The following is an 18220-nucleotide window of genomic DNA, read 5'->3' as shown; positions in this document are numbered from 1 at the left end:
CGCCGGCCCGTCAGGCCTCGCCCGACGCCTTGAGCGTCAAGAGACCCAGAGACGACCAGAGCGGGCCGTCCATTTCGCCGACCAGGGCGGCGTGGGCGGCCCGTTCTTCGTCGGTGACCCGGCTTTTCAGCGCGGCGGGACGGGCGGGCCGCGGCTTGTACACCACGCTCTGGCTGTCGCCGCCGCCGGAGATGAAGCCCAGACCCTGCTCGCGCCCGCCATTGAGCTCGAGATAAACCTCGGCCAGAAGATAGGCGTCGATAAGCGCGCCGTGCTTGGTGCGGCTGTCCAGCGAGATGTCGAAGCGCTTGCACAGCGCGTCCAGGCTCGCCGGAGCGCCGGGAAACTTGCGCCGCGCCATGGCGGCGGTGTCGATGAAGCGCGCGGGCTCGATGGCGGCGCGCTTGCAGCGTTTCAGCTCCATATTGATGAAGCTCATATCAAACCCGGCATTGTGCGCCACCAGCTCGGATTCGCCGACAAACTCCAGGAACTCATCCGCCACTTCGGCGAATTTCGGCTTGTCTTTGAGCGCCTCCCAGGTGTGCCCGGTGAGTTTGGTGACCTCGGCGGGGATGTCGCGCTCAGGGTTGACGAGGATGCGCAGCTCCTTGCCGGTGGGGATGAAGTCGATCACCTCCACGCAGCCGAGCTCGGTGATCCGGTCGTCGATATCGTGATTGAAGCCGGTGGTCTCGGTGTCGAAAATGATCTGGCGACCGCTCATGACGGACCTTTCAGGGCGGCTATGACGTCCCGGACCTGGGCGCGGGCGGTCTCGAGCCCTTTGGAGGTGTCGATGACGTAGTGAGCCTGGGCGCGCTTGTCCGAATCAGGAATTTGCCGGGCCATTATGGCCTCAAGCTTGGCTTCGCTCATCCCCGGCCGCTGCAGGACGCGCTGCTTTTGCACAGATTCCGGGGCGCTGACGACCACCACTGCGTCCACCGTGTCAGCCTGACCCGTTTCAAGCAGAAGCGGGACGTCCAGCACCACGATTCCACGGCCTTCAGCGCGTGCGCCGTCAAAAAACGCCTGGCGCGCGGCGCCCACAAGCGGATGCACCATGGCTTCAAGGCGCGCAAAGCCGGAAGGATCCGCCTGGAGGGCCGCCGACAGCGCGGCGCGGTCAACGCCATGCTCCAGGCTGGCGCATCCGGGAAAGGCCTCTGCGATCAGGGCGCTCGCCTCTCCGCCGGGACCGTAAAGCGCGGCCACCGCCGCGTCGGCGTCAAACACCGCCGCGCCTTCCTCGGCGAACAGGGCCGCGGTGGTGGATTTGCCCATGCCGATGGAGCCGGTGAGGCCAATGACGATCATCGCCGCGCCTCCAGACGGGCTTCAAGCAGGGCGCGCACGCCGCAGCCTTCAGGCGGGGGCGCGCCGAAGAAGGCCTCAAAGCTTGGCCGGGCCTGACCGATCAGCATGGATAGTCCGTCCGCCGTCTTCAGCCCGGCCAGGCGCGCGGCCGCAAGGAACGGCGTCTGAAGCGGCGTATAGACCATGTCGAAGGCCAGCGCATCCGGCGCGCAAGACGTAAAGTCCGGCGCAAGCGCCGGCTTGCCCGCCATGCCCAGAGAGGTGGCGTTGATCACCAGCGCCGCGCCGTTAAGCGCGCGAGGCTCAGGCGTCTCATATACCGACGCCTCAAGCCCGAATTCCGCAGCCAGGCGCGCGGCGGCGGCGCGGGTGCGGTTCACGATGCGGATCTCGCGGCTTTGCCCTGCAAGGTGAAACAGCGCCGCGCGCGCCGCCCCGCCCGCGCCGATCAGCACGGCCGGCCCGGCGCCCGCGTCTTCGCTCAGGGCGGCGGCGACTCCCACAATGTCGGTATTGTCGGCGCGGATGCGCCCATCGCCCTGAAAGGTCAGCAGATTGGCCGCGCCGACACGGCGCGCCGCGTCGCTCACCTCATCGGCCAGGATGAGCGCCGCGGTCTTGTGGGGCAGCGTGACATTGAGCCCGGCCATCCCCATGGCGCGCGCAGCATGGACGGCGCGGGCGAACCGCTCAGGCGGAATCTCCAGAACGCCATAGCGGCCCTCGCGCCCTGAAGCCGACAGCCAGCAGGCCATCATGGCCGGCGAAAGCGAATGGGCGGCGGGCCAACCGGCGACCGCGGCGAACGGCGCCTCACGATCGATGGGTTGGTGGTCCGGCGCCTCGCGGCTCATTTGGCGAGCGCGCCCCGGCGGCGCAGTTCAGCCAGAACCGGCAGAAGATCGAGGCCCAGCACCGCGAAGAAGCCGCCCTCCACATGCTCGAAAAGCTGCGCGCCCAGGCCTTCAAACGCGTAGGCGCCCACGCCCTTGGTGAGGATGTCGCCGGCGCGCGCCATGTAATCATCCAGAAATTCGTCCGTGACCTGGCGCATCACCATGCGGCACGCGCTTTTGTGGCGCCAGACGATCTCGCCGTCTTCAGCAAAGGCGACGGCGCCCTTGAGCCAGTGGGTCCGGCCGCGCAGCATCGCCAGGCGCTTGCGCGCCTCATCGGCGTCCTTCGCCTTGTCAAAAGTCTTGCCGTCGAATTCCAGCACCTGATCGGCCCCGATCACCAGGCCCTGACGTCGCTTCGACACGGCCAGCGCCTTGGCCTCGGCCAGGTGAAGCGCCAGATCACCGGGATCGCCGTCGAACGCGGCTTTCAGGGCGGACTCGTCCACATCGGCCGGATCGACCAGGAAGGACACGCCGGCGTTATTCAAGAGAGCCCGGCGGGACGCCGAGCCGGAGGCGAGCACGATATCAGTCATGGTGAGCGTCTGGTCCGATGTTCGTTCAGCAGGTTGATGATCTTGGCTGCGGTTTCCTCGATGGATCGCCGCGTCACCTCTATACTGGGCCAGCCATGCCGGGCGAACAGCCGCTTGGCGAACACGACCTCCTCACGCACGGCGTCCTCCTCCACATAGCCGGTGTCGCGCTCTTCATTGAGGTTCAAGAGCCGGTTGCGCCGGATCTGGACGATGCGTTCAGGCGTGGCCGTCAGTCCCACGATGAGCGGCTTTTTCAGAGTGAAGATCACTTCCGGGATCACGGCGCCCGGCACGATGGGAATATTCGCCGTGCGAATGCCGCGATGGCCGAGATAAATGCTTGTGGGCGTCTTGGACGTGCGCGAAATCCCCAGAAGGATCACATCGGCGCTGGCGTAATCGTCTCCGGCCCCGTCATCATGGGCCATCGAATAATTCATCGCCTCGATGCGCCGGTAGTAATCTGCGTCCAGGACACGCTGCGCGCCGGCCTTGCCGCGGATCGAGGCGCCGAGATAGCCCGACAACGTCGCCTGGATCGGATCAAGCACCGCGATGGCCGGCATGTTCAGGCGCGCGCAGCAATCTTCCAGCTGGCGGCGCAGCTCCTCGTTGACCAGCGTGTACATGACGATGCCGGGATAATCCTCGATATGCGCCAGCGCCCGCTCCATCTGGCGCGGCGAGCGTACAAGAGCGAACAGGTGCTCGATGGGAACCACCTGCTCGAACTGGGCCACCGAGGCGTGCATCACCTGCATCAGCGTCTCGCCGGTGGAGTCCGAGATCATGTGAACGTGGAAATGAATGGCGGCCGAATGTGTATCGGACATGGGGCGGGTGCGGTCCTTCGGGCCCGGTTCGGGGTCGCTCAGCCTGTGAATAAACGCCCGATTTGTCCACGTCGTCCACGGCGGCGGCGCACTTTGAGGATGATATCGCTCAGCGGCGCCCGGCGGCGCCCGGATGTCCCCGGTTCATTGCTGAACGCGGTGTGCATAACCGAGCGCTGTTCAAAACCGGTCACGTGAATGCGCCTAGTTGCGCTTTCCAGTCCCGGCGATCCCCCGTTAACGCTCGATTAATTATAGTAAATAAAGAGTTAATCATGGACTTTCCACACGCCTGAAACCCGGCGGACAACCGCTTCCAACAGGCTGTGGGAATCCGGCGCCGCTGTGGACGGGGCGTGGTTTTCCCCGCAAACCGGCCCTCTACTCCATACCCCTTCCTTTTTATTGAATGAAAAGACGGCTAAGAGGCTGGAAAGCGGGTGTGCGTAACTCGCCAGGACCAAAGCTCGCCACCGGGCTGAACAAGACATGTCGGAAGGACCATCATGCGTTCCAACAAACCCTTCCTCGCCGCGCTCGCCGGCGAAACCCTGACCCCGCCGCCGGTCTGGCTGATGCGCCAGGCAGGGCGCTATCTGCCCGAATATCGTGAGGTCAGGGCCAAGCAGCCCGATTTCATCAATTTCTGTCTGAACCCGGAAGCGGCCGCCGAAGTGACCCTGCAGCCGATCCGGCGCTACGGGTTCGACGCGGCCATCGTATTCGCCGACATTCTGCTCATTCCCTACGGGCTTGGCCAGAAGACCTGGTTTGAAAAGGGCGAGGGCCCCAAGCTCACCCCGCTGACGCGCGCCATGCAGGATTCGCTCGATGTGGATCGCGCCCGTGAAGTCCTGAAGCCGGTGAGCGAGACCCTCGCCCGGGTAAAGGCGGACCTTCCCGACGAAACCGCGCTGATCGGGTTCTGCGGCTCGCCCTGGACGGTGGCCACCTACATGATCGAGGGGGGCGGTTCGAAGGACCGGTTTGAAACCCGCGCGCTGGCCTGGTCGGACCCTGAGCGTTTTGATGCGCTGATGGACATCCTTGTGGAATCCAGCGCGCTCTATCTCGCCGATCAGGCCGCCGCCGGCGCCGATGCGCTCAAAGTGTTTGATTCCTGGGCTGACGGGCTTCCAGATCCGCTGTTTGACCGGGTGGTGATCGAGCCCACCCGCAAAATCGTAGCGCGCCTGCGTGAGCTGGGCGTAACTGCGCCGGTCATCGGCTTTCCCCGCGGCGCCGGGCCGCAGGCGGTGCGCTATGCGCAGAAGACAGGCGTCACGGCGCTGGCTCTGGATCACGGCGTGGACACAGGCTGGGCCATGGAGGCCTTCCCCAAGGACCTGCCGCTTCAAGGCCAGCTTGACCCGGCGGTGCTGCGCGCGGGCGGGGCGGTGCTTGACGCCGAGGTGGACCGTCTGCTTTCCACATGGGGGGGTCGGCCCTATGTCTTCAATCTGGGTCACGGGATTCATCTCAATACCCCGCCGGAAAACGTGGCGCAGCTTCTGCGCCGGATTCGCGGCGCTTGAGGGAAGGGAAGATCATGGCGCGGCGCGTTGCGGTGGTGCTGTTCAATCTGGGCGGACCGGACAAGCCGGACAGCGTGCGGCCGTTTCTGCGCAACCTGTTCCGCGATCCGGCGATCATCGCCGCCCCGGCGCCGGTGCGTGAATTTCTCGCCTGGCTGATCTCCACCACCCGCGCAAAAGGGGCCACGGAAAACTACGAGAAGATGGGCGGAGGTTCGCCTCTGGTCCCGGAAACGCTCAAACAGGCCGACGCCTTGACCGCGGCGCTCAAAGACGCCTCGCCGGGCGACGAGTTTCGTTGCTTTCTGGCCATGCGCTACTGGCATCCCTTCGTGAAGGAGGCCGTAGCCGAGGTGAAGGCGTGGGCGCCCGACGAGGTGGTGCTGCTGCCGCTCTATCCGCAGTTTTCCACCACGACGACGGCGAGCTCGCTGAAGGCCTGGAAAGACGCCGGCGGACCGGAGGCGCGTAAAATCTGCTGCTATCCCACGCAGCGCGATTTCATCACCGCCCACGCCAAGCTGGTGGAAGAGACCTGGATCAAGGCCGGACGGCCGGAAAACCCTCGCGTGCTGTTTTCCGCCCACGGGCTGCCCGAGATCACCGTGGCCAAGGGCGACAGCTATCAGTGGCAGGTGGAGCAGACCGTGGCCGCGGTGGTGAAGCGCCTGCCCGAGCCGTTGAAAACCCATGAAATCTGCTATCAGTCGCGCGTCGGTCCGCTGAAATGGATCGGCCCGGCCACCGAAGACGCCATCGAGCGCGCCTGTGAGGAAGACAAGCACATCATTCTTTCGCCCATCGCCTTTGTCTCCGAACATATCGAGACGCTGGTGGAGCTGGACGAGGAGTATGGCGAGCTCGCCGAGGAATGGGGCGCGCGCGGCTATGACCGGGTGCCGGCGCTTGGAACGCAGCCTGATTTCATCTCTGGTCTGAAGACGTTGACGCTGGACGCGCTCGCCGGCGACGCCGGGCTCAAACCGCCGAACGGCGCGCTGATCTGTCCGGCCGAGTTTGGCCGTTGCCCCTGCCGTGAGGCCGGGCTTGTCATGGCCGCCGAGGCGAGCGACAAAGCGGCATGATCGAGTTTCTCACTCCCGGTTCCTACGGCTACCTCACCATCAAGGCGCTGCACATCATTGCGGTGATCTTCTGGATGGCGGGCATGCTCTATCTGCCCCGCCTGTTCGTGTATCATCACCAGGCGAGCGCCGGCGGCGAGCTGGAAACCGCGCTTCTGACCCAGGAACGCAATCTTCTTCGCATCATCCTGAACCCGGCGCTGATCGCGGTTTGGGTGTTCGCCATCGTGATGATCGTGGCCAATCCGAGCCTGTTTTCCCAAGGCTGGTTTCACGTGAAACTGCTCCTGGTGCTGGCTTTGTCCGGTATTCACGGCTTTTACGCCGCCAGCGCCAAAAAATTCGCCGGCGGCGGTCGGCCGCGCACGGAAAAGTTCTGGCGCCTGATCAATGAAGCGCCCGCCATCGCGGTTATCGTGATCGTGCTTCTGGCCATCGTGAAGCCGTTCTAGCCTCGCGCGCGACTTGACGCGTGAACCCGGCTGTGTCACGGATTTGGTCAAGTCCTGAACGGATCCCTTCCTTTCACGCCCGGTTTGACCTTCGGCCCCTTTGCGGCCGGACAGGCTGCCGGACGTCCCACACAACCCATAGCCGCCCGTAAAGTCTTCAGACAGCGGCGCGGCCCCGCATGGCCCGGCCGGGCCGGCGCCGTTCATCGGGCGCCGGTCTCTGGTGGGCGAGGCGGCCAGTTAATCGGACACCCACGCGTGGTTGATACCTATATGAACGACGATCAGTACGACTCCGACGACACTCAGGACGACGGTGACGAGGGCCCGCGCACCGGCGCCCGGATCGATCAGCGCATGTCGCTTCAGGAACTCAAAGAGAAAAGCCCTGCCGAGCTGGTTCAGCTCGCGGAGGAGCTGGATATTGAAAACGCGGCCTCTCTGCGAAAGCAGGGCATGATGTTCGCAATCCTGAAAGCGCTTGCCGACGAGGGCGCGGAGATTTATGGCGGCGGAACGCTGGAAGTGCTGCAGGACGGGTTCGGGTTCCTGCGCGCGCCGGAATCCAATTATCTGCCTGGTCCTGACGACATCTATGTCTCGCCCAACCAGATCCGCAAGCTGGGCCTTCGCACCGGCGATACGGTGGAAGGCGAGATCCGGTCCCCCAATGACAGCGAGCGGTATTTCGCGCTTCTCAAGGTCAGCTCGATCAATTTCGAGAGCCCCGATCAGGTGCGCCACAAGGTGCACTTCGACAATCTCACGCCGCTCTATCCTGACGATCGTTTCCATATGGAGCTGCCCGATCCCACCAAGAAGGATCGCTCGGGCCGTGTGATCGACATCGTGGCGCCGCTGGGCAAGGGTCAGCGCGCGCTCATTGTTGCGCCGCCCCGCACCGGCAAGACGGTGCTGATGCAGAATATCGCCCACGCCATCGAGGTGAATCACCCCGACAGCTATCTCATGGTGCTGCTCATCGACGAGCGCCCGGAGGAAGTCACCGACATGCAGCGCACGGTGAAGGGCGAGGTCGTCGCCTCCACCTTCGACGAGCCGGCGACGCGCCACGTTCAGGTGGCTGAAATGGTGATCGAGAAGGCCAAGCGCCTGGTGGAGCACAAGCGCGACGTGGTGATCCTTCTGGACTCCATCACGCGCCTGGGCCGGGCCTACAACACGGTCGTGCCGAGCTCCGGCAAGGTGCTCACCGGGGGTGTGGACGCCAACGCCCTGCAGCGCCCCAAGCGCTTCTTCGGCGCCGCCCGCAATATCGAGGAGGGCGGCTCGCTGACCATCATCGCCACCGCGCTGATCGACACGGGGTCGCGCATGGACGAGGTGATCTTCGAGGAATTCAAGGGCACCGGTAACAGTGAAATCGTGCTGGACCGAAAGGTCGCCGACAAGCGCGTCTTCCCGGCCATCGACATCCTCAAGTCCGGCACCCGCAAAGAAGAACTTCTGGTTCCGCGCGTGGATCTGCAGAAGACCTATGTCCTGCGCCGGATCCTCAATCCCATGGGCACCCAGGACGCGATCGAGTTCCTGCTGGGCAAACTCAAGGAAACCAAGGCCAACTCCGAATTCTTCGACTCCATGAATACGTAGACGGCGCTTTTACGCGCCCATGGAAAAGCCGGCTCCCTAAGGGGGCCGGCTTTTTTGTTTGCGCTCTGTCTCATCCGTCCCGCCCCTGCCGGTTTCAGCCCGGTGCGGCCGCCAGGACGGGCTCGCTCAACTGCGTGATGATGCGGTCGATCTCGCTGCGGAAATACATCGCGATCCTCTGCTGCTCGTCGATCACGGCGGGATCTGTGGCGTAGAAATCGCCGATGATCAGCAGATTCTCGTCGTTCAGCCGGTTGGCCGGGTCGGTGTAATTGAAGCTGCCGGCGATCACGACCGTATCGTCCAGGGTCATCAGCTTGTGGTGCAGCTTGCCCACATGGTTGTTCGGCGGATCGATGTCGCGATTGGCCTTGATCATGAAGGCACGGGGCCGGCGCTCCGGCGGAGCCGCGGCTCCGGCCTCGGCGATGAGCCGTGTCGCCGCCCATTTCTGGTTCCCCTGACCGCGATCGAACACGCCGGTGAGCTTCACCCCGGCGTCGGCGGCGCGGATGAAGGCGTCGTCGACACCCGATGATTGGGCGAAGGTGAAGATGGCGAAGTCGATCCGGTCACGGGCTTTGAGGATCTGCTTCATGATCTCCAGCTCGGGCGTGTGATCGGGCGCGAAGATCGCGCGCACCTGGACCCCGCCCACCGAGCAATTGCGCGGCGACGGATCGTGGCGGTCGCGGGCCGGTCCGAAGGTGCCGTCCCACATCTCCTCAAACTCGGCGAGGAATTCGCGCGCGAGCCAGCCGTCCTCCACGATGACGATATGGTTCAGATTGCCCTTGCGCGCCGGGCCCTCTTCGGTGACGCCCACCCCGGTCCAGGTGAAGTTCGTGGACCCGGTGAGAACGCCGCGGGTCCGCTCGCCGGGATCGCGGACGATGAATTTCTGGTGGAAAATGTGGGGGTTGTAGTCGGCGCGCACATCGATGCCGGCGCGCAGAAGCGCCGCGACGAGCATGCGGTTTTCCTCGTCCTCCACCGCTTCGTTGAGATCGAACGGGTCGGCGGCCGGCTTCCCGGCCCGCAGGTAATCCTGTTCCAGCACCATGCGCACCCGCACGCCGCGGCTCCGGGCCCGGACGATCGCGCGGGCGATGGGCCGCGATTCGAGCTCCTGCACCGCAATGGCCAGGGTGTCGCGGGCGCCGTCGATGAAATCGACAATGGCTTCAAGAAGATCGTCCGGACCGCCGCAGATGGGCGGCCCGCAGAAAATCCGGATGCGTCCGCCTGCGAATGACGCCATGCTCGCCTCCACTGTCCTTGCACGTCAGCTTGAGTGAAACAGGCAGGCGGATGCAAATCAAAATTGAATGACGGAGCCTTCCATGGTCGCTGAACCGCGCTACACCCTCTTCCACGCCCCCATGTCCCGGTCGGTCCGAGTGCGCTGGGCGCTGGAGGAGATGGGGCTGCCCTATACGCTGGAGCGAGTGGAGTTCACCCGCGGGGATGTGGGCGGTGCGGCGTTCAAAGCCGTCAATCCGCTTCAGAAAGTCCCGGCGTTCAGAGATGGCGAGACGGTGATTCTCGAAAGCCTGGCGATCGTCGAATACCTGCTGGCTAAAAATGCGCCGAGCCCGCTGGCGCTGACGCCGGACGAGGCGGAGTTCGGCCGCTATCTGGAATGGATGCATTTTGGCGAGGCGACCATGTCCATGTCGGTCAATCTCACCCTGGCCCACGGCGCGCTGCTGCCGGAGGCGCACCGCAATCCGGGCGTTCTCAAATGGGCGCGCGATGCGGTGGACAAGCAGCTCACCATGCTCGCCGAGCGCGGCCTCGCCGACGGGCGCGACTTTCTCGCCGGCGGCCGGCTCACCGCCGCCGACATGAGCGTCGGCTACATGCTCTATCTTCTAAAGATCGTGAAGCAGTTCGATGGAGCGCCCGAATCCGTGCGAGCCTATTTTGACCGCCTGCGCGAGATCGACAGCTGGAAGCGGGCGAGCGCGGATTAGCCGGAAAAAAGGCGGCGCCATGTGTGGCGCCGCCTTTGATCAGGTCGGTTTTTATCAAACCTGGTGGATCAAGGCCGCGCCGCCTCACACCCGTCCAGCACGCTGCGCGCCGTCTCGCGTGCGTTCAGCGCCGCCGCCGCAGCCGGGACGTCGTCGACGCTGATCACTTCGGCGCCGTTGGAGGCCAGCAGGGCGTAATCGACGCTGCCGTCGCGCTCGCCGCCGAAATCGCCGTAGCTGGTTTCCAGGCCTGCGTCCGCCAAAAGGGCGTCCAGGTCCGGGTTACCGGTTCCCACGCCCAGCCAGGCGGTGAAGCGGGACAGATCTGCGCCCGCTTCGCGCAGAGCGGCGAGATCTGCGAGATCATTGATACCGACACTGATCATCACCGCCGGCAGGCGCTCGTGCAGGGCCAGGGCGTCGTCCATGGAATAGGTGATCACCACCGAGCGATCCACCGCGTCGGCGGCCTCCAGAGCCGCAGCGATCTCCTCGAACTCCGGATTCTTCAGGTCCACCTGTGCGATGCCGCGCCCGTCAAGATAGGCGAGCGCCGCCTCGAAGCTGGGCACGCGCTCGCCGGTGGGGGCGCCGTCAACATCCACCAGCTCCAGGGCGGAAACCTCCGCATACGTCATTTCTGCGATGTTTCCGGTTCCGGTGGTGGTGCGGTCGACGGTGCGGTCATGCATCAGGACCAGCGCGCCGTCGGCGGTGCGGAACACGTCCATCTCGGCGAACACCGCCCCGTCGGCGAGGCTCGCCTCGATGGCGCGCAGCGAGTTCTCCGCCGCGCCCGGTCGGTCGCCGGCCCGGTGGGCCTGAAGGAAGGTCGCCCCGTTCTCGCGGGCGCAGTCGAGATAGGCGGCGAGATCGACGCCGGCGAGCCAGGCGTCCGCCCCGGCTTGCGCGGCGGGCGCAGCGTTCTCGGCGCCGGCAAGGTTCGCAGGCGCGGCCTCGGCCGCTGCATCGGACGCCGACTCAGAGCCCGCCTCGGGCTGACAGGCGGAAAGGGCGAAGACGCTGGCAGCGAGGAAAAGCGGCGTGGCGAAGCGAAGCATGAGGCGGTGTCCTATTTCAGATTTTGCTGCAGGAAGGCGCGGGTGCGGGTGTTGGCGAGATCGGCGTCCTCGGCGTGGAAATGCTCCCCGCCCTGTCGCGCGAAGGCGTGATCCCGCTCCGGATAACGGTGAATCGTGACATGCCCGTTACCGGCCAGCCCGTTCATGATCTGGCTCTGCGCCTCCGTGGGCACGAACCCGTCCTCACCGGCCATGTGCAGCATGAGGGGCTTCTGGATGTCTTTCGCTTCATCCAGGCGCTCCTGGATGTTCACCCCGTAAAAGCCGACGCAGGCGTCCGCGTCGGTGCGGCAGGCGGTGAGATAGGCCAGAAGCCCGCCCAGGCAGTAGCCCACGGCGCCCGCCTTGCCGTTGCCTGCACGCCGCGCGTAGTCGAGGGTCGCGGCGATGTCTTTCACTCCGAGGCCCGGGTCGAACTTGCCGAACAGGTCGAACGCCTTGTCCCATTCCGCCTTGGTCTTGTCGGTGATGTTGACGCCGGGCTCGATGCGCCAGAACAGGTCCGGGCAGATGGCGCGGTACCCCTGATCGGCGTAATCGTCCACCAGATCGCGCATGACCTGGTTCACCCCGAAAATCTCCTGGATGACGATGAGGGCCGGACCGTCGCCGTTTTCATAGGCCATGAAGCCGCCGTCGGGGCCGTTGATCGTGATGTCCTTGCCGGGCATTTGAAACCTCCAGAGAGCTGTGTGCTTTTGCTTGGCGCCTGTGGGGCCTATGGTGAAGCCGGGCGCTCCAGGCGCGCCCAAGGAAGGCGGAGGCCGCTATGAAGGTCAACATCAATATCGAGTGCACGCCGCAGGAGGCCCGCGCCTTTTTCGGCTTGCCCGACGTGACGCCTCTCAATGAGGCGCTGGTGGGCGAGATGCAGAAGCGCATGGGCGAGAACATGGACGCCATGGAGCCCGAAGCGCTGATGCGCTCCTGGATGAGCTATGGCGGTGAATGGCAGAAGCAGTTCATGGGGCTGATGGCTCAGGCCGCCGGCGGGGCGGGCGGTCCCAAGGGCGATAAAGACCGCTAACCCCCTATGCAGGATACCATATTTGCTCTCGCCAGCGCGCCCGGGCGTTCCGGGGTGGCTGTGATCCGCGTGTCCGGTCCCCTGGCCGGGCCGGCGCTGGATGCCGTGGCCGGCGCGCCGCGCCCGGCGCCGCGGGCGGCTGCGTTGCGCCGCTTCATCGCCGCCGACGGGTCCGAGATCGATCGTGGACTGGTGCTGTGGTTTCCCGGGCCGGCGAGCTTCACCGGGGAGGATTGCGCCGAGTTTCAGGGCCATGGCGGCCCGGCGGTGATCTCGGCGCTTGCCGAGGCGCTGACCGCGCTGGGCCTGCGGCCGGCCGGAGCCGGCGAGTTCACGCGCCGGGCGTTCGAAAACGCGAAGATGGATCTCACCGAAGCCGAGGGCTTGGCTGATCTCATCGACGCGGAAACGCAAGGCCAGCGCGAACAGGCGCTCGCACAGATGACCGGCGCCCTGCGCCAGCTCTATGAGGTCTGGCGCGAGGCGCTGATCTCGGTGCTGGCGGCGCTGGAGGGCGAGATCGATTTTCCCGACGAGGACGATGTCCCCGAACATCTCTCCGCCACCGCGGGCGAGCCGCTGGACGATCTCATCGCGGCGCTGACCGCCCATCTTGATGATGACCGGCGGGGGGAGCGGGTGCGTGACGGGTTTGTCGTCGCTCTCATCGGCGCCCCGAACGCCGGCAAGTCCTCACTTCTGAACGCCCTGGCGCGCCGCGACGCGGCCATCGTCACCGATATTCCCGGCACCACGCGTGACATTCTTGAGGTGCGACTTGTCCTGGGCGGCTTCCCGGTGATCCTCGCCGATACGGCCGGCCTGCGCGAAGCCGCCGACAGCATCGAGGCCGAGGGCGTACGTCGCGCGCTGGCCCGGGCGGAGGACGCCGATCTGCGCCTGGGCGTGGTGGATGTTTCACGTGAAACATCGCCTCCGATCCTGTCGCGCCTGAGGCCGGGGGATGCGCTCATCCTGAACAAGACTGATCTCGCCGGGGCGGGTTCGATCCCGACGCCGGACGGCGCGGAGCGGTTTGAGTTGGCGGCGAAGACCGGCGCCGGTGTCGAGGCTCTAGAGGTCTGGCTCAGCGAGACCGTCAGAGCGCGCCTGTCACGCCGTGAATCCCCGGCACTGTCACGGGCGCGCCACCGCCAGGCGGTGGGTCGCGCGCTGGAGCATCTGCAGACGGCTCGTGTGCGCCTTCTGGACGCGCCGGAGCTGGCGTCGGCTGAGGTTCATCTGGGCTTGCGGGCCCTGGAGAGCCTGACAGGCCGCATTGACGTGGAGGACGTGCTGGACCGGGTATTCAGCCAGTTCTGCATCGGAAAATAGGACGGGTTTCGGATCACGCAATCAGGGCGGCGCCTCGACTCCGCCTTCATCCTCGCTTATCTAACCGGCAACTGATCGAGCCGGCGTGCGCCGGACCCTCGGCTGCAGGATCCTTGTCATGATCGACACCCTCAAACAGCCCGGCGCGGCGCGCTGGGACGTCATCGTCATCGGCGGCGGCCATGCCGGCTGCGAAGCCGCCAGCGCCGCCGCGCGCCTTGGCGCCAGAACGCTGCTCATGACCCACCGCGCCGCCACCATCGGCGAGATGAGCTGCAATCCGGCGATCGGCGGCCTCGGCAAGGGCCATCTGGTGCGCGAGGTGGACGCGCTGGATGGTCTCATGGGCCGGATCGCCGATGTTTCGGGCATTCAGTTCCGGCTGCTCAATCGTTCCAAGGGCCCGGCGGTGCGCGGCCCGCGCACCCAGTCTGATCGCCGCCTCTATCGCGAGGCGATGCAGGCCGAGCTTGCCGGGCACGCCAATCTGGAAATTGCGGAAGCGGCTGCTGAAGACCTCATCGTGGTCGGCGGCGCCTGCGCCGGCGTCATCGACGCCCATGGGCGCGAGTGGCCGGCGGGCGCCGTCGTGCTCACCACCGGCACCTTTCTCAAGGGCGTCATCCATCGTGGCGCGGAGCGTATTCCGGCGGGGCGGCATGGCGAGCAGCCGGCGGTGGGGCTCTCGGATCGTCTTTACGGGCTGGGCCTTCAAATGGGCCGTCTGAAAACCGGCACGCCGGCTCGCCTTGACGGCTCCACCATCGACTGGGCCAGCCTGGAGATGCAGCAGGCGGACGCGGAGCCCGTGCCGTTCTCCTTCATGAACGACGCGATCCACGTGAAACAGATCGCGTGCGGGATCACCCGCACCACGGAAGCGACCCATCAGATCATCGCCGATAATCTGGGTCAGTCGGCGGTTTATGGCGGGGCGATTTCGGGCAAGGGCCCGCGCTATTGTCCCTCCATCGAGGACAAGGTGGTCCGTTTCGCCGACCGCACCAGCCACCAGGTTTTCCTGGAGCCGGAGGGGCTGGACGACGACACGGTTTATCCCAACGGGATCTCCACCTCGCTTCCGCCTGATGTCCAGGATGCCTTTCTGAGGACCATGCCCGGCCTCGAGCGCGCGCAGGTGCGCCGCTATGGCTACGCCATCGAGTATGATTATGTGGATCCGCGCGAGCTGTCGGCGACGCTCCAGGTGCGCCGCCTGCCGGGCCTGTATCTGGCCGGGCAGATCAACGGCACCACAGGCTATGAAGAAGCCGCCGCCCAAGGTTTGATGGCGGGCCTGAATGCGGCGCTGGCCGTGGGCGGTTCCGGGCCGTTCGTGCTGGACCGGTCCCAGGCCTATATCGGCGTGCTGGTCGATGACCTGATCACCCGCGGCGTCACCGAGCCCTATCGCATGTTCACCTCGCGGGCCGAATACCGGCTGACCCTGCGCGCCGACAACGCCGATCAGCGCCTGACCGATGTGGGTCTGGCGCTGGGGGCGGTGGGTGTTTCACGTGAAACACGCTGGCGCGCCAAGGCCGAAGCGCTGGCGGCGGCGCGCACTCGCGCCCATGAGCTGACGTTGACACCGGCCGAAGCATCGCGCCACGGCCTCAAGGTCAATCAGGACGGCAAACGCCGGAACCTGCTGGAGCTCCTGTCCTATCCCGCCATCGTCTGGAGTGACATGGCTGCGATCTTCCCGGAGCTGAACGCCCTGTCGAAGGACGTGGCCGAGCAGATCGAGATCGATGCGGTCTATCACGGCTATATCGACCGCCAGCAGGCCGACATCGTCGCCTTCCGCAAGGATGAAGGCGTGCGCATTCCAGTCGGCTTCGATTACGCCTCGGTGGGTGGGCTCTCCAATGAGGTTCGCGAAAAGCTGGAGCGGGCGGAGCCCGCGACGCTGGGGCAGGCGGCCCGCATCGAGGGCGTCACCCCGGGCGCGCTCACTGCGGTGCTGGCCCGGCTGAAACGGCTCGAGCGCGAACGGAAAACGGCGTGAGCGGCGCGCAGAGCGGAACGTGGCGGGGGTCTGCGTCTGAGCATGGCGCAGCGTTCGACGCCGAAGCCTTCGCCGCCGAAACCGGTGTTTCACGTGAAACACTGGCGCGGTTCGAGACCTGGCGACGTCTGCTGGAAGAGACGAATGCGCACACCAATCTGGTGGGCCGTTCAACTACCTCCGAGTTCTGGCATCGCCATGCCCTTGATAGCTGGCAGATCTATGAACGGGGTTGTGAGCTGAGGCCGGGCGCGACGCGCTGGGCGGATCTTGGCTCCGGCGCGGGCTTTCCCGGTTTCGCTGTCGCCTTCGGCCTGTTGCAGGCGGGGGCGGCCGGCGCGCGCGTTCATCTGGTGGAGTCCGTCGCCAAGAAGACGGCCTTTCTGAACGCCGTCGCCCAGGAGACCGGGGCGCCGGTGACTGTGCTCTGCGACCGGGCCGAATCTCTTCATCCTGTCCCTGAAGTGGATATCGTAACCGCCCGCGCCATGGCGCCTCTGGGCAGATTGCTCGGATATGTGCAGCCATTTGTGGATAAGGGGGCGCTGGCCCTCCTTCCCAAAGGCGGGCGGTATAAAGAGGAATTGACCGAGGCCCGCAAAAGCTGGACCTTCGAGGTCGAGGTCATACCGAGCCGGACGAGCCCGGACGCCGCCATTCTCAAAATCGAGGGCCTGACCCGTGTCTGACACCCCCCGGAATGCTCCGCCCAAGGTTATCGCCATCGCCAACCAGAAGGGCGGGGTGGGCAAGACCACCACGGCGATCAATCTCGCCACGGCGCTTGCGGCCATCGGCCAGAAGGTCGTGGTGCTCGATCTTGATCCTCAAGGCAACGCGTCCACCGGGCTGGGCGTCGGGCGCGCCGAGCGCAAGGCCACCAGCTATGATGTTCTGGTCAACGAGCAGCCCATGGAAGAGGCGCTCATCGACACCAGCGTGCCCGGCCTCTCCATCATCCCTTCAGATGTGGATCTGTCGGGCGCCGAGCTGGAGATCTCCAGCGCGCCGCGCCGCTCGTACCGGCTGCGCCACGCCATCGACCGCTTCCGCCGGGCGCTGGCCGCCAAGGGCGAGCAATGCGACTACGTGCTCATCGACTGCCCGCCGTCTTTGAACCTTCTCACCGTCAACGCCATGACGGCGGCGGATTCGGTGATGGTGCCGCTGCAGTGCGAGTTTTTTGCGCTGGAGGGTCTGACCCAGCTCATGCGGACCATTGAGCTGGTGCGGGCGAACCTCAACAAGACGCTTATTATTCAGGGCGTTGTGCTGACAATGTATGACAAGCGCAATAATCTTTCCGCCCAGGTGGCCGCCGATGTGCGCGAGCATTTCGGCGACAAGGTGTATGACACGGTCATACCGCGCAATGTGCGCGTCTCCGAGGCGCCGAGCTTTGGCAAGCCGGTGATCCTGTACGATCTGGCGTGCTCGGGCTCCCAAGCCTATCTGAAACTCGCCAAGGAAGTCGTGCGCCAGGAGCGTAAGGGCGCGCCGGCGTTGACCCCGGCATGAGCGGCGACGACGACAAGCCCCGCAGCCGCGGCCTCGGCCGGGGCCTCTCTGCGCTTCTGGGCGAAGGCGAAGCCGCCGATGCGGTGCGCGACGCCGAGACCGCGTCGGCGCGCGCGGGCGGCGGCGGCGTCAAGATCATCCCCATCGAGCTGCTGGAGCCCAATCCAGATCAGCCGCGCAAGACCTTTGTAGAGGCCGAGCTCGCTGAGCTCGCCGAGAGCATCGCCGACAAGGGCCTGCTGCAGCCGCTGCTGGTGCGGCCCATGCGGGGACCGGATGAGCGCTACCAGATCGTCGCCGGCGAGCGCCGCTGGCGCGCAGCCCAGCGCGCCCACCTGCATGAAGCGCCGTGTATCGTGCGCGAGCTCACCGATCGCGAGACGCTGGAAATCGCGATTGTCGAAAATGTTCAACGCTCTGACCTTAATCCAGTTGATGAAGCGCGGGCCCTGAAACAGCTGGTGGAGACCTTCGGTCATACCCAGGAAGACGTGGCGCGCGCTGTCGGTAAGTCCCGCGCCCATGTGGCCAACATGCTGCGCCTCCTGGCGCTGCCGCGCGGCGTTCTTGAAAAGCTGGAAAGCGGCGCGCTGAGCGCCGGCCATGCCCGCGCCGTCGCCACGGCGCCGGATCCTGACGCGCTGGCGGACCGCATCGTCGCGGAGGGCCTGTCGGTGCGCGCCACGGAGAAGCTGGCGCGGGATGTTTCCAGCCGGCCCGAGCGCAAGCGTGTCCAGGGCGCCCCGGAAACCAAGGACGCCGACACCCGCGCGCTTGAAGCTGACCTCGCCGCGCGCCTCGGCCTCGACGTGGAGATCCACCACACCGGCGAGAAGGGCGAGGTGCGCGTGCGCTTCGCGTCTCTGGAGCAGCTCGATGAAGTTTGCCGCCGACTCTCGCAAGGCGGGCAGTCTGGCGCATACTAACCTGAAACGTGTGCGTCTCAGAGCCGCTGAAATCCGGCGCACCCTACCCCAGTACTACTACAGACGCC

General features: G+C 65.7%; 19 protein-coding genes. 11 read left to right on the top strand and 8 right to left on the bottom strand.

Translation table 11 applies throughout. The features are described 5' to 3' along the window. Positions 1–10: 10 nt before the first annotated feature. Genes dnaQ through ACWCOP_RS14680 form a run of 5 tightly spaced genes read right to left on the bottom strand, consistent with a single transcriptional unit; the run spans position 11 to position 3591 of the window. A complete protein-coding gene (gene dnaQ / locus ACWCOP_RS14700) occupies positions 11–727 on the bottom strand; it encodes a DNA polymerase III subunit epsilon (protein WP_478249069.1) in 717 nt (238 codons plus the stop codon). Next, on the bottom strand, positions 724–1320 hold the full coding sequence (gene coaE, locus ACWCOP_RS14695) for a dephospho-CoA kinase (protein ID WP_478249068.1): 597 nt from the start codon (positions 1318–1320) through the stop codon (positions 724–726). The genes dnaQ and coaE overlap by 4 nt, the downstream gene beginning before the upstream one ends. After that, on the bottom strand, positions 1317–2174 hold the full coding sequence (locus ACWCOP_RS14690) for a shikimate dehydrogenase family protein (protein WP_478249066.1): 858 nt from the start codon (positions 2172–2174) through the stop codon (positions 1317–1319). The genes coaE and ACWCOP_RS14690 overlap by 4 nt, the downstream gene beginning before the upstream one ends. Then, positions 2171–2755, bottom strand: coding sequence for a Maf family protein (locus ACWCOP_RS14685; protein ID WP_478249064.1), 585 nt, complete (start codon positions 2753–2755; stop codon positions 2171–2173). Before ACWCOP_RS14685 ends, ACWCOP_RS14690 begins: the two co-directional genes overlap by 4 nt. Further along, positions 2752–3591, bottom strand: a complete 840-nt coding sequence (locus ACWCOP_RS14680) for a pyruvate, water dikinase regulatory protein (protein WP_478249062.1) — start codon at positions 3589–3591, stop codon at positions 2752–2754. The genes ACWCOP_RS14685 and ACWCOP_RS14680 overlap by 4 nt, the downstream gene beginning before the upstream one ends. Before the next feature lie 506 nt (positions 3592–4097). On the opposite strand from ACWCOP_RS14680, the gene hemE reads away from it, so the two are divergent. The 4 genes from hemE to rho all read left to right on the top strand — a co-directional run bounded on the left by hemE (position 4098) and on the right by rho (position 8277). Continuing rightward, positions 4098–5126: a uroporphyrinogen decarboxylase gene (hemE, locus tag ACWCOP_RS14675; protein WP_478249060.1), complete on the top strand. Its 1029-nt coding sequence runs from the start codon at positions 4098–4100 to the stop codon at positions 5124–5126. A 14-nt stretch (positions 5127–5140) separates the two neighbouring features. Next, positions 5141–6211, top strand: a complete 1071-nt coding sequence (gene hemH, locus ACWCOP_RS14670) for a ferrochelatase (RefSeq protein WP_478249059.1) — start codon at positions 5141–5143, stop codon at positions 6209–6211. Next, the gene (gene hemJ / locus ACWCOP_RS14665; RefSeq protein ID WP_478249058.1) at positions 6208–6663 is read left to right on the top strand and encodes a protoporphyrinogen oxidase HemJ; all 456 of its coding nucleotides are present in this window, start codon (positions 6208–6210) and stop codon (positions 6661–6663) included. Before hemH ends, hemJ begins: the two co-directional genes overlap by 4 nt. 357 nt (positions 6664–7020) lie before the next feature. Further along, a complete protein-coding gene (rho, locus tag ACWCOP_RS14660; protein WP_478250697.1) occupies positions 7021–8277 on the top strand; it encodes a transcription termination factor Rho in 1257 nt (418 codons plus the stop codon). Between the two features lie 94 nt (positions 8278–8371). Here the strand turns inward: rho and ACWCOP_RS14655 are convergent, their stop codons facing one another. After that, positions 8372–9538, bottom strand: a complete 1167-nt coding sequence (locus ACWCOP_RS14655; RefSeq protein WP_478249057.1) for a phospholipase D-like domain-containing protein — start codon at positions 9536–9538, stop codon at positions 8372–8374. 82 nt (positions 9539–9620) lie between these two features. Between ACWCOP_RS14655 and ACWCOP_RS14650 the strand changes: the two genes are divergently transcribed. Then, positions 9621–10253: a glutathione S-transferase family protein gene (locus tag ACWCOP_RS14650; protein ID WP_478249056.1), complete on the top strand. Its 633-nt coding sequence runs from the start codon at positions 9621–9623 to the stop codon at positions 10251–10253. A gap of 68 nt (positions 10254–10321) precedes the next feature. Here ACWCOP_RS14650 and ACWCOP_RS14645 read toward each other — a convergent pair whose 3' ends face one another. Continuing rightward, the gene (locus ACWCOP_RS14645; protein WP_478249055.1) at positions 10322–11314 is read right to left on the bottom strand and encodes a glycerophosphodiester phosphodiesterase family protein; all 993 of its coding nucleotides are present in this window, start codon (positions 11312–11314) and stop codon (positions 10322–10324) included. Positions 11315–11325: 11 nt separating this feature from the next. Continuing rightward, complete coding sequence (locus ACWCOP_RS14640) at positions 11326–12006, bottom strand: dienelactone hydrolase family protein (RefSeq protein WP_478249054.1); 681 nt, start codon at positions 12004–12006, stop codon at positions 11326–11328. Between the two features lie 98 nt (positions 12007–12104). Here ACWCOP_RS14640 and ACWCOP_RS14635 point away from each other — a divergent pair, with 98 nt between their 5' ends. From ACWCOP_RS14635 to ACWCOP_RS14610, 6 genes are all read left to right on the top strand, one after another. Next, the gene (locus ACWCOP_RS14635) at positions 12105–12362 is read left to right on the top strand and encodes a DUF6489 family protein (protein ID WP_478249053.1); all 258 of its coding nucleotides are present in this window, start codon (positions 12105–12107) and stop codon (positions 12360–12362) included. 6 nt (positions 12363–12368) lie between these two features. After that, positions 12369–13697, top strand: a complete 1329-nt coding sequence (gene mnmE, locus ACWCOP_RS14630; RefSeq protein ID WP_478249052.1) for a tRNA uridine-5-carboxymethylaminomethyl(34) synthesis GTPase MnmE — start codon at positions 12369–12371, stop codon at positions 13695–13697. A 118-nt stretch (positions 13698–13815) separates the two neighbouring features. Beyond that, complete coding sequence (gene mnmG / locus ACWCOP_RS14625) at positions 13816–15708, top strand: tRNA uridine-5-carboxymethylaminomethyl(34) synthesis enzyme MnmG (RefSeq protein WP_478249051.1); 1893 nt, start codon at positions 13816–13818, stop codon at positions 15706–15708. Beyond that, positions 15705–16397 carry a 16S rRNA (guanine(527)-N(7))-methyltransferase RsmG gene (gene rsmG / locus ACWCOP_RS14620; protein WP_478249050.1) on the top strand — a complete coding sequence of 231 codons (693 nt, stop codon included), beginning with the start codon at positions 15705–15707 and terminating at the stop codon, positions 16395–16397. Before mnmG ends, rsmG begins: the two co-directional genes overlap by 4 nt. Then, the gene (locus ACWCOP_RS14615) at positions 16390–17226 is read left to right on the top strand and encodes a ParA family protein (protein ID WP_478249049.1); all 837 of its coding nucleotides are present in this window, start codon (positions 16390–16392) and stop codon (positions 17224–17226) included. Before rsmG ends, ACWCOP_RS14615 begins: the two co-directional genes overlap by 8 nt. Then, complete coding sequence (locus tag ACWCOP_RS14610) at positions 17223–18152, top strand: ParB/RepB/Spo0J family partition protein (RefSeq protein WP_478249047.1); 930 nt, start codon at positions 17223–17225, stop codon at positions 18150–18152. Before ACWCOP_RS14615 ends, ACWCOP_RS14610 begins: the two co-directional genes overlap by 4 nt. Positions 18153–18220 lie beyond the last annotated feature (68 nt).

Source organism: Apolloniradiicaulis salifontis, assembly GCF_053756655.1.
Note: the sequence above shows the minus strand (reverse complement) of the source record. Positions and strands in the feature narration are given on the sequence as shown.

Coding starts and splice junctions, on each gene's coding strand:
- mnmG (WP_478249051.1), top strand. CDS start 13,816: ATGATCGACACCCTCAAACAGCCCGGCGCGGCGCGCTGGGACGTCATC.
- ACWCOP_RS14655 (WP_478249057.1), bottom strand. CDS start 9,538: ATGGCGTCATTCGCAGGCGGACGCATCCGGATTTTCTGCGGGCCGCCC.
- ACWCOP_RS14680 (WP_478249062.1), bottom strand. CDS start 3,591: ATGTCCGATACACATTCGGCCGCCATTCATTTCCACGTTCACATGATC.
- ACWCOP_RS14685 (WP_478249064.1), bottom strand. CDS start 2,755: ATGACTGATATCGTGCTCGCCTCCGGCTCGGCGTCCCGCCGGGCTCTC.
- mnmE (WP_478249052.1), top strand. CDS start 12,369: ATGCAGGATACCATATTTGCTCTCGCCAGCGCGCCCGGGCGTTCCGGG.
- dnaQ (WP_478249069.1), bottom strand. CDS start 727: ATGAGCGGTCGCCAGATCATTTTCGACACCGAGACCACCGGCTTCAAT.
- ACWCOP_RS14690 (WP_478249066.1), bottom strand. CDS start 2,174: ATGAGCCGCGAGGCGCCGGACCACCAACCCATCGATCGTGAGGCGCCG.
- rho (WP_478250697.1), top strand. CDS start 7,021: ATGTCGCTTCAGGAACTCAAAGAGAAAAGCCCTGCCGAGCTGGTTCAG.
- ACWCOP_RS14610 (WP_478249047.1), top strand. CDS start 17,223: ATGAGCGGCGACGACGACAAGCCCCGCAGCCGCGGCCTCGGCCGGGGC.
- ACWCOP_RS14640 (WP_478249054.1), bottom strand. CDS start 12,006: ATGCCCGGCAAGGACATCACGATCAACGGCCCCGACGGCGGCTTCATG.
- ACWCOP_RS14635 (WP_478249053.1), top strand. CDS start 12,105: ATGAAGGTCAACATCAATATCGAGTGCACGCCGCAGGAGGCCCGCGCC.
- ACWCOP_RS14645 (WP_478249055.1), bottom strand. CDS start 11,314: ATGCTTCGCTTCGCCACGCCGCTTTTCCTCGCTGCCAGCGTCTTCGCC.
- hemH (WP_478249059.1), top strand. CDS start 5,141: ATGGCGCGGCGCGTTGCGGTGGTGCTGTTCAATCTGGGCGGACCGGAC.
- hemJ (WP_478249058.1), top strand. CDS start 6,208: ATGATCGAGTTTCTCACTCCCGGTTCCTACGGCTACCTCACCATCAAG.
- coaE (WP_478249068.1), bottom strand. CDS start 1,320: ATGATCGTCATTGGCCTCACCGGCTCCATCGGCATGGGCAAATCCACC.
- hemE (WP_478249060.1), top strand. CDS start 4,098: ATGCGTTCCAACAAACCCTTCCTCGCCGCGCTCGCCGGCGAAACCCTG.
- ACWCOP_RS14650 (WP_478249056.1), top strand. CDS start 9,621: ATGGTCGCTGAACCGCGCTACACCCTCTTCCACGCCCCCATGTCCCGG.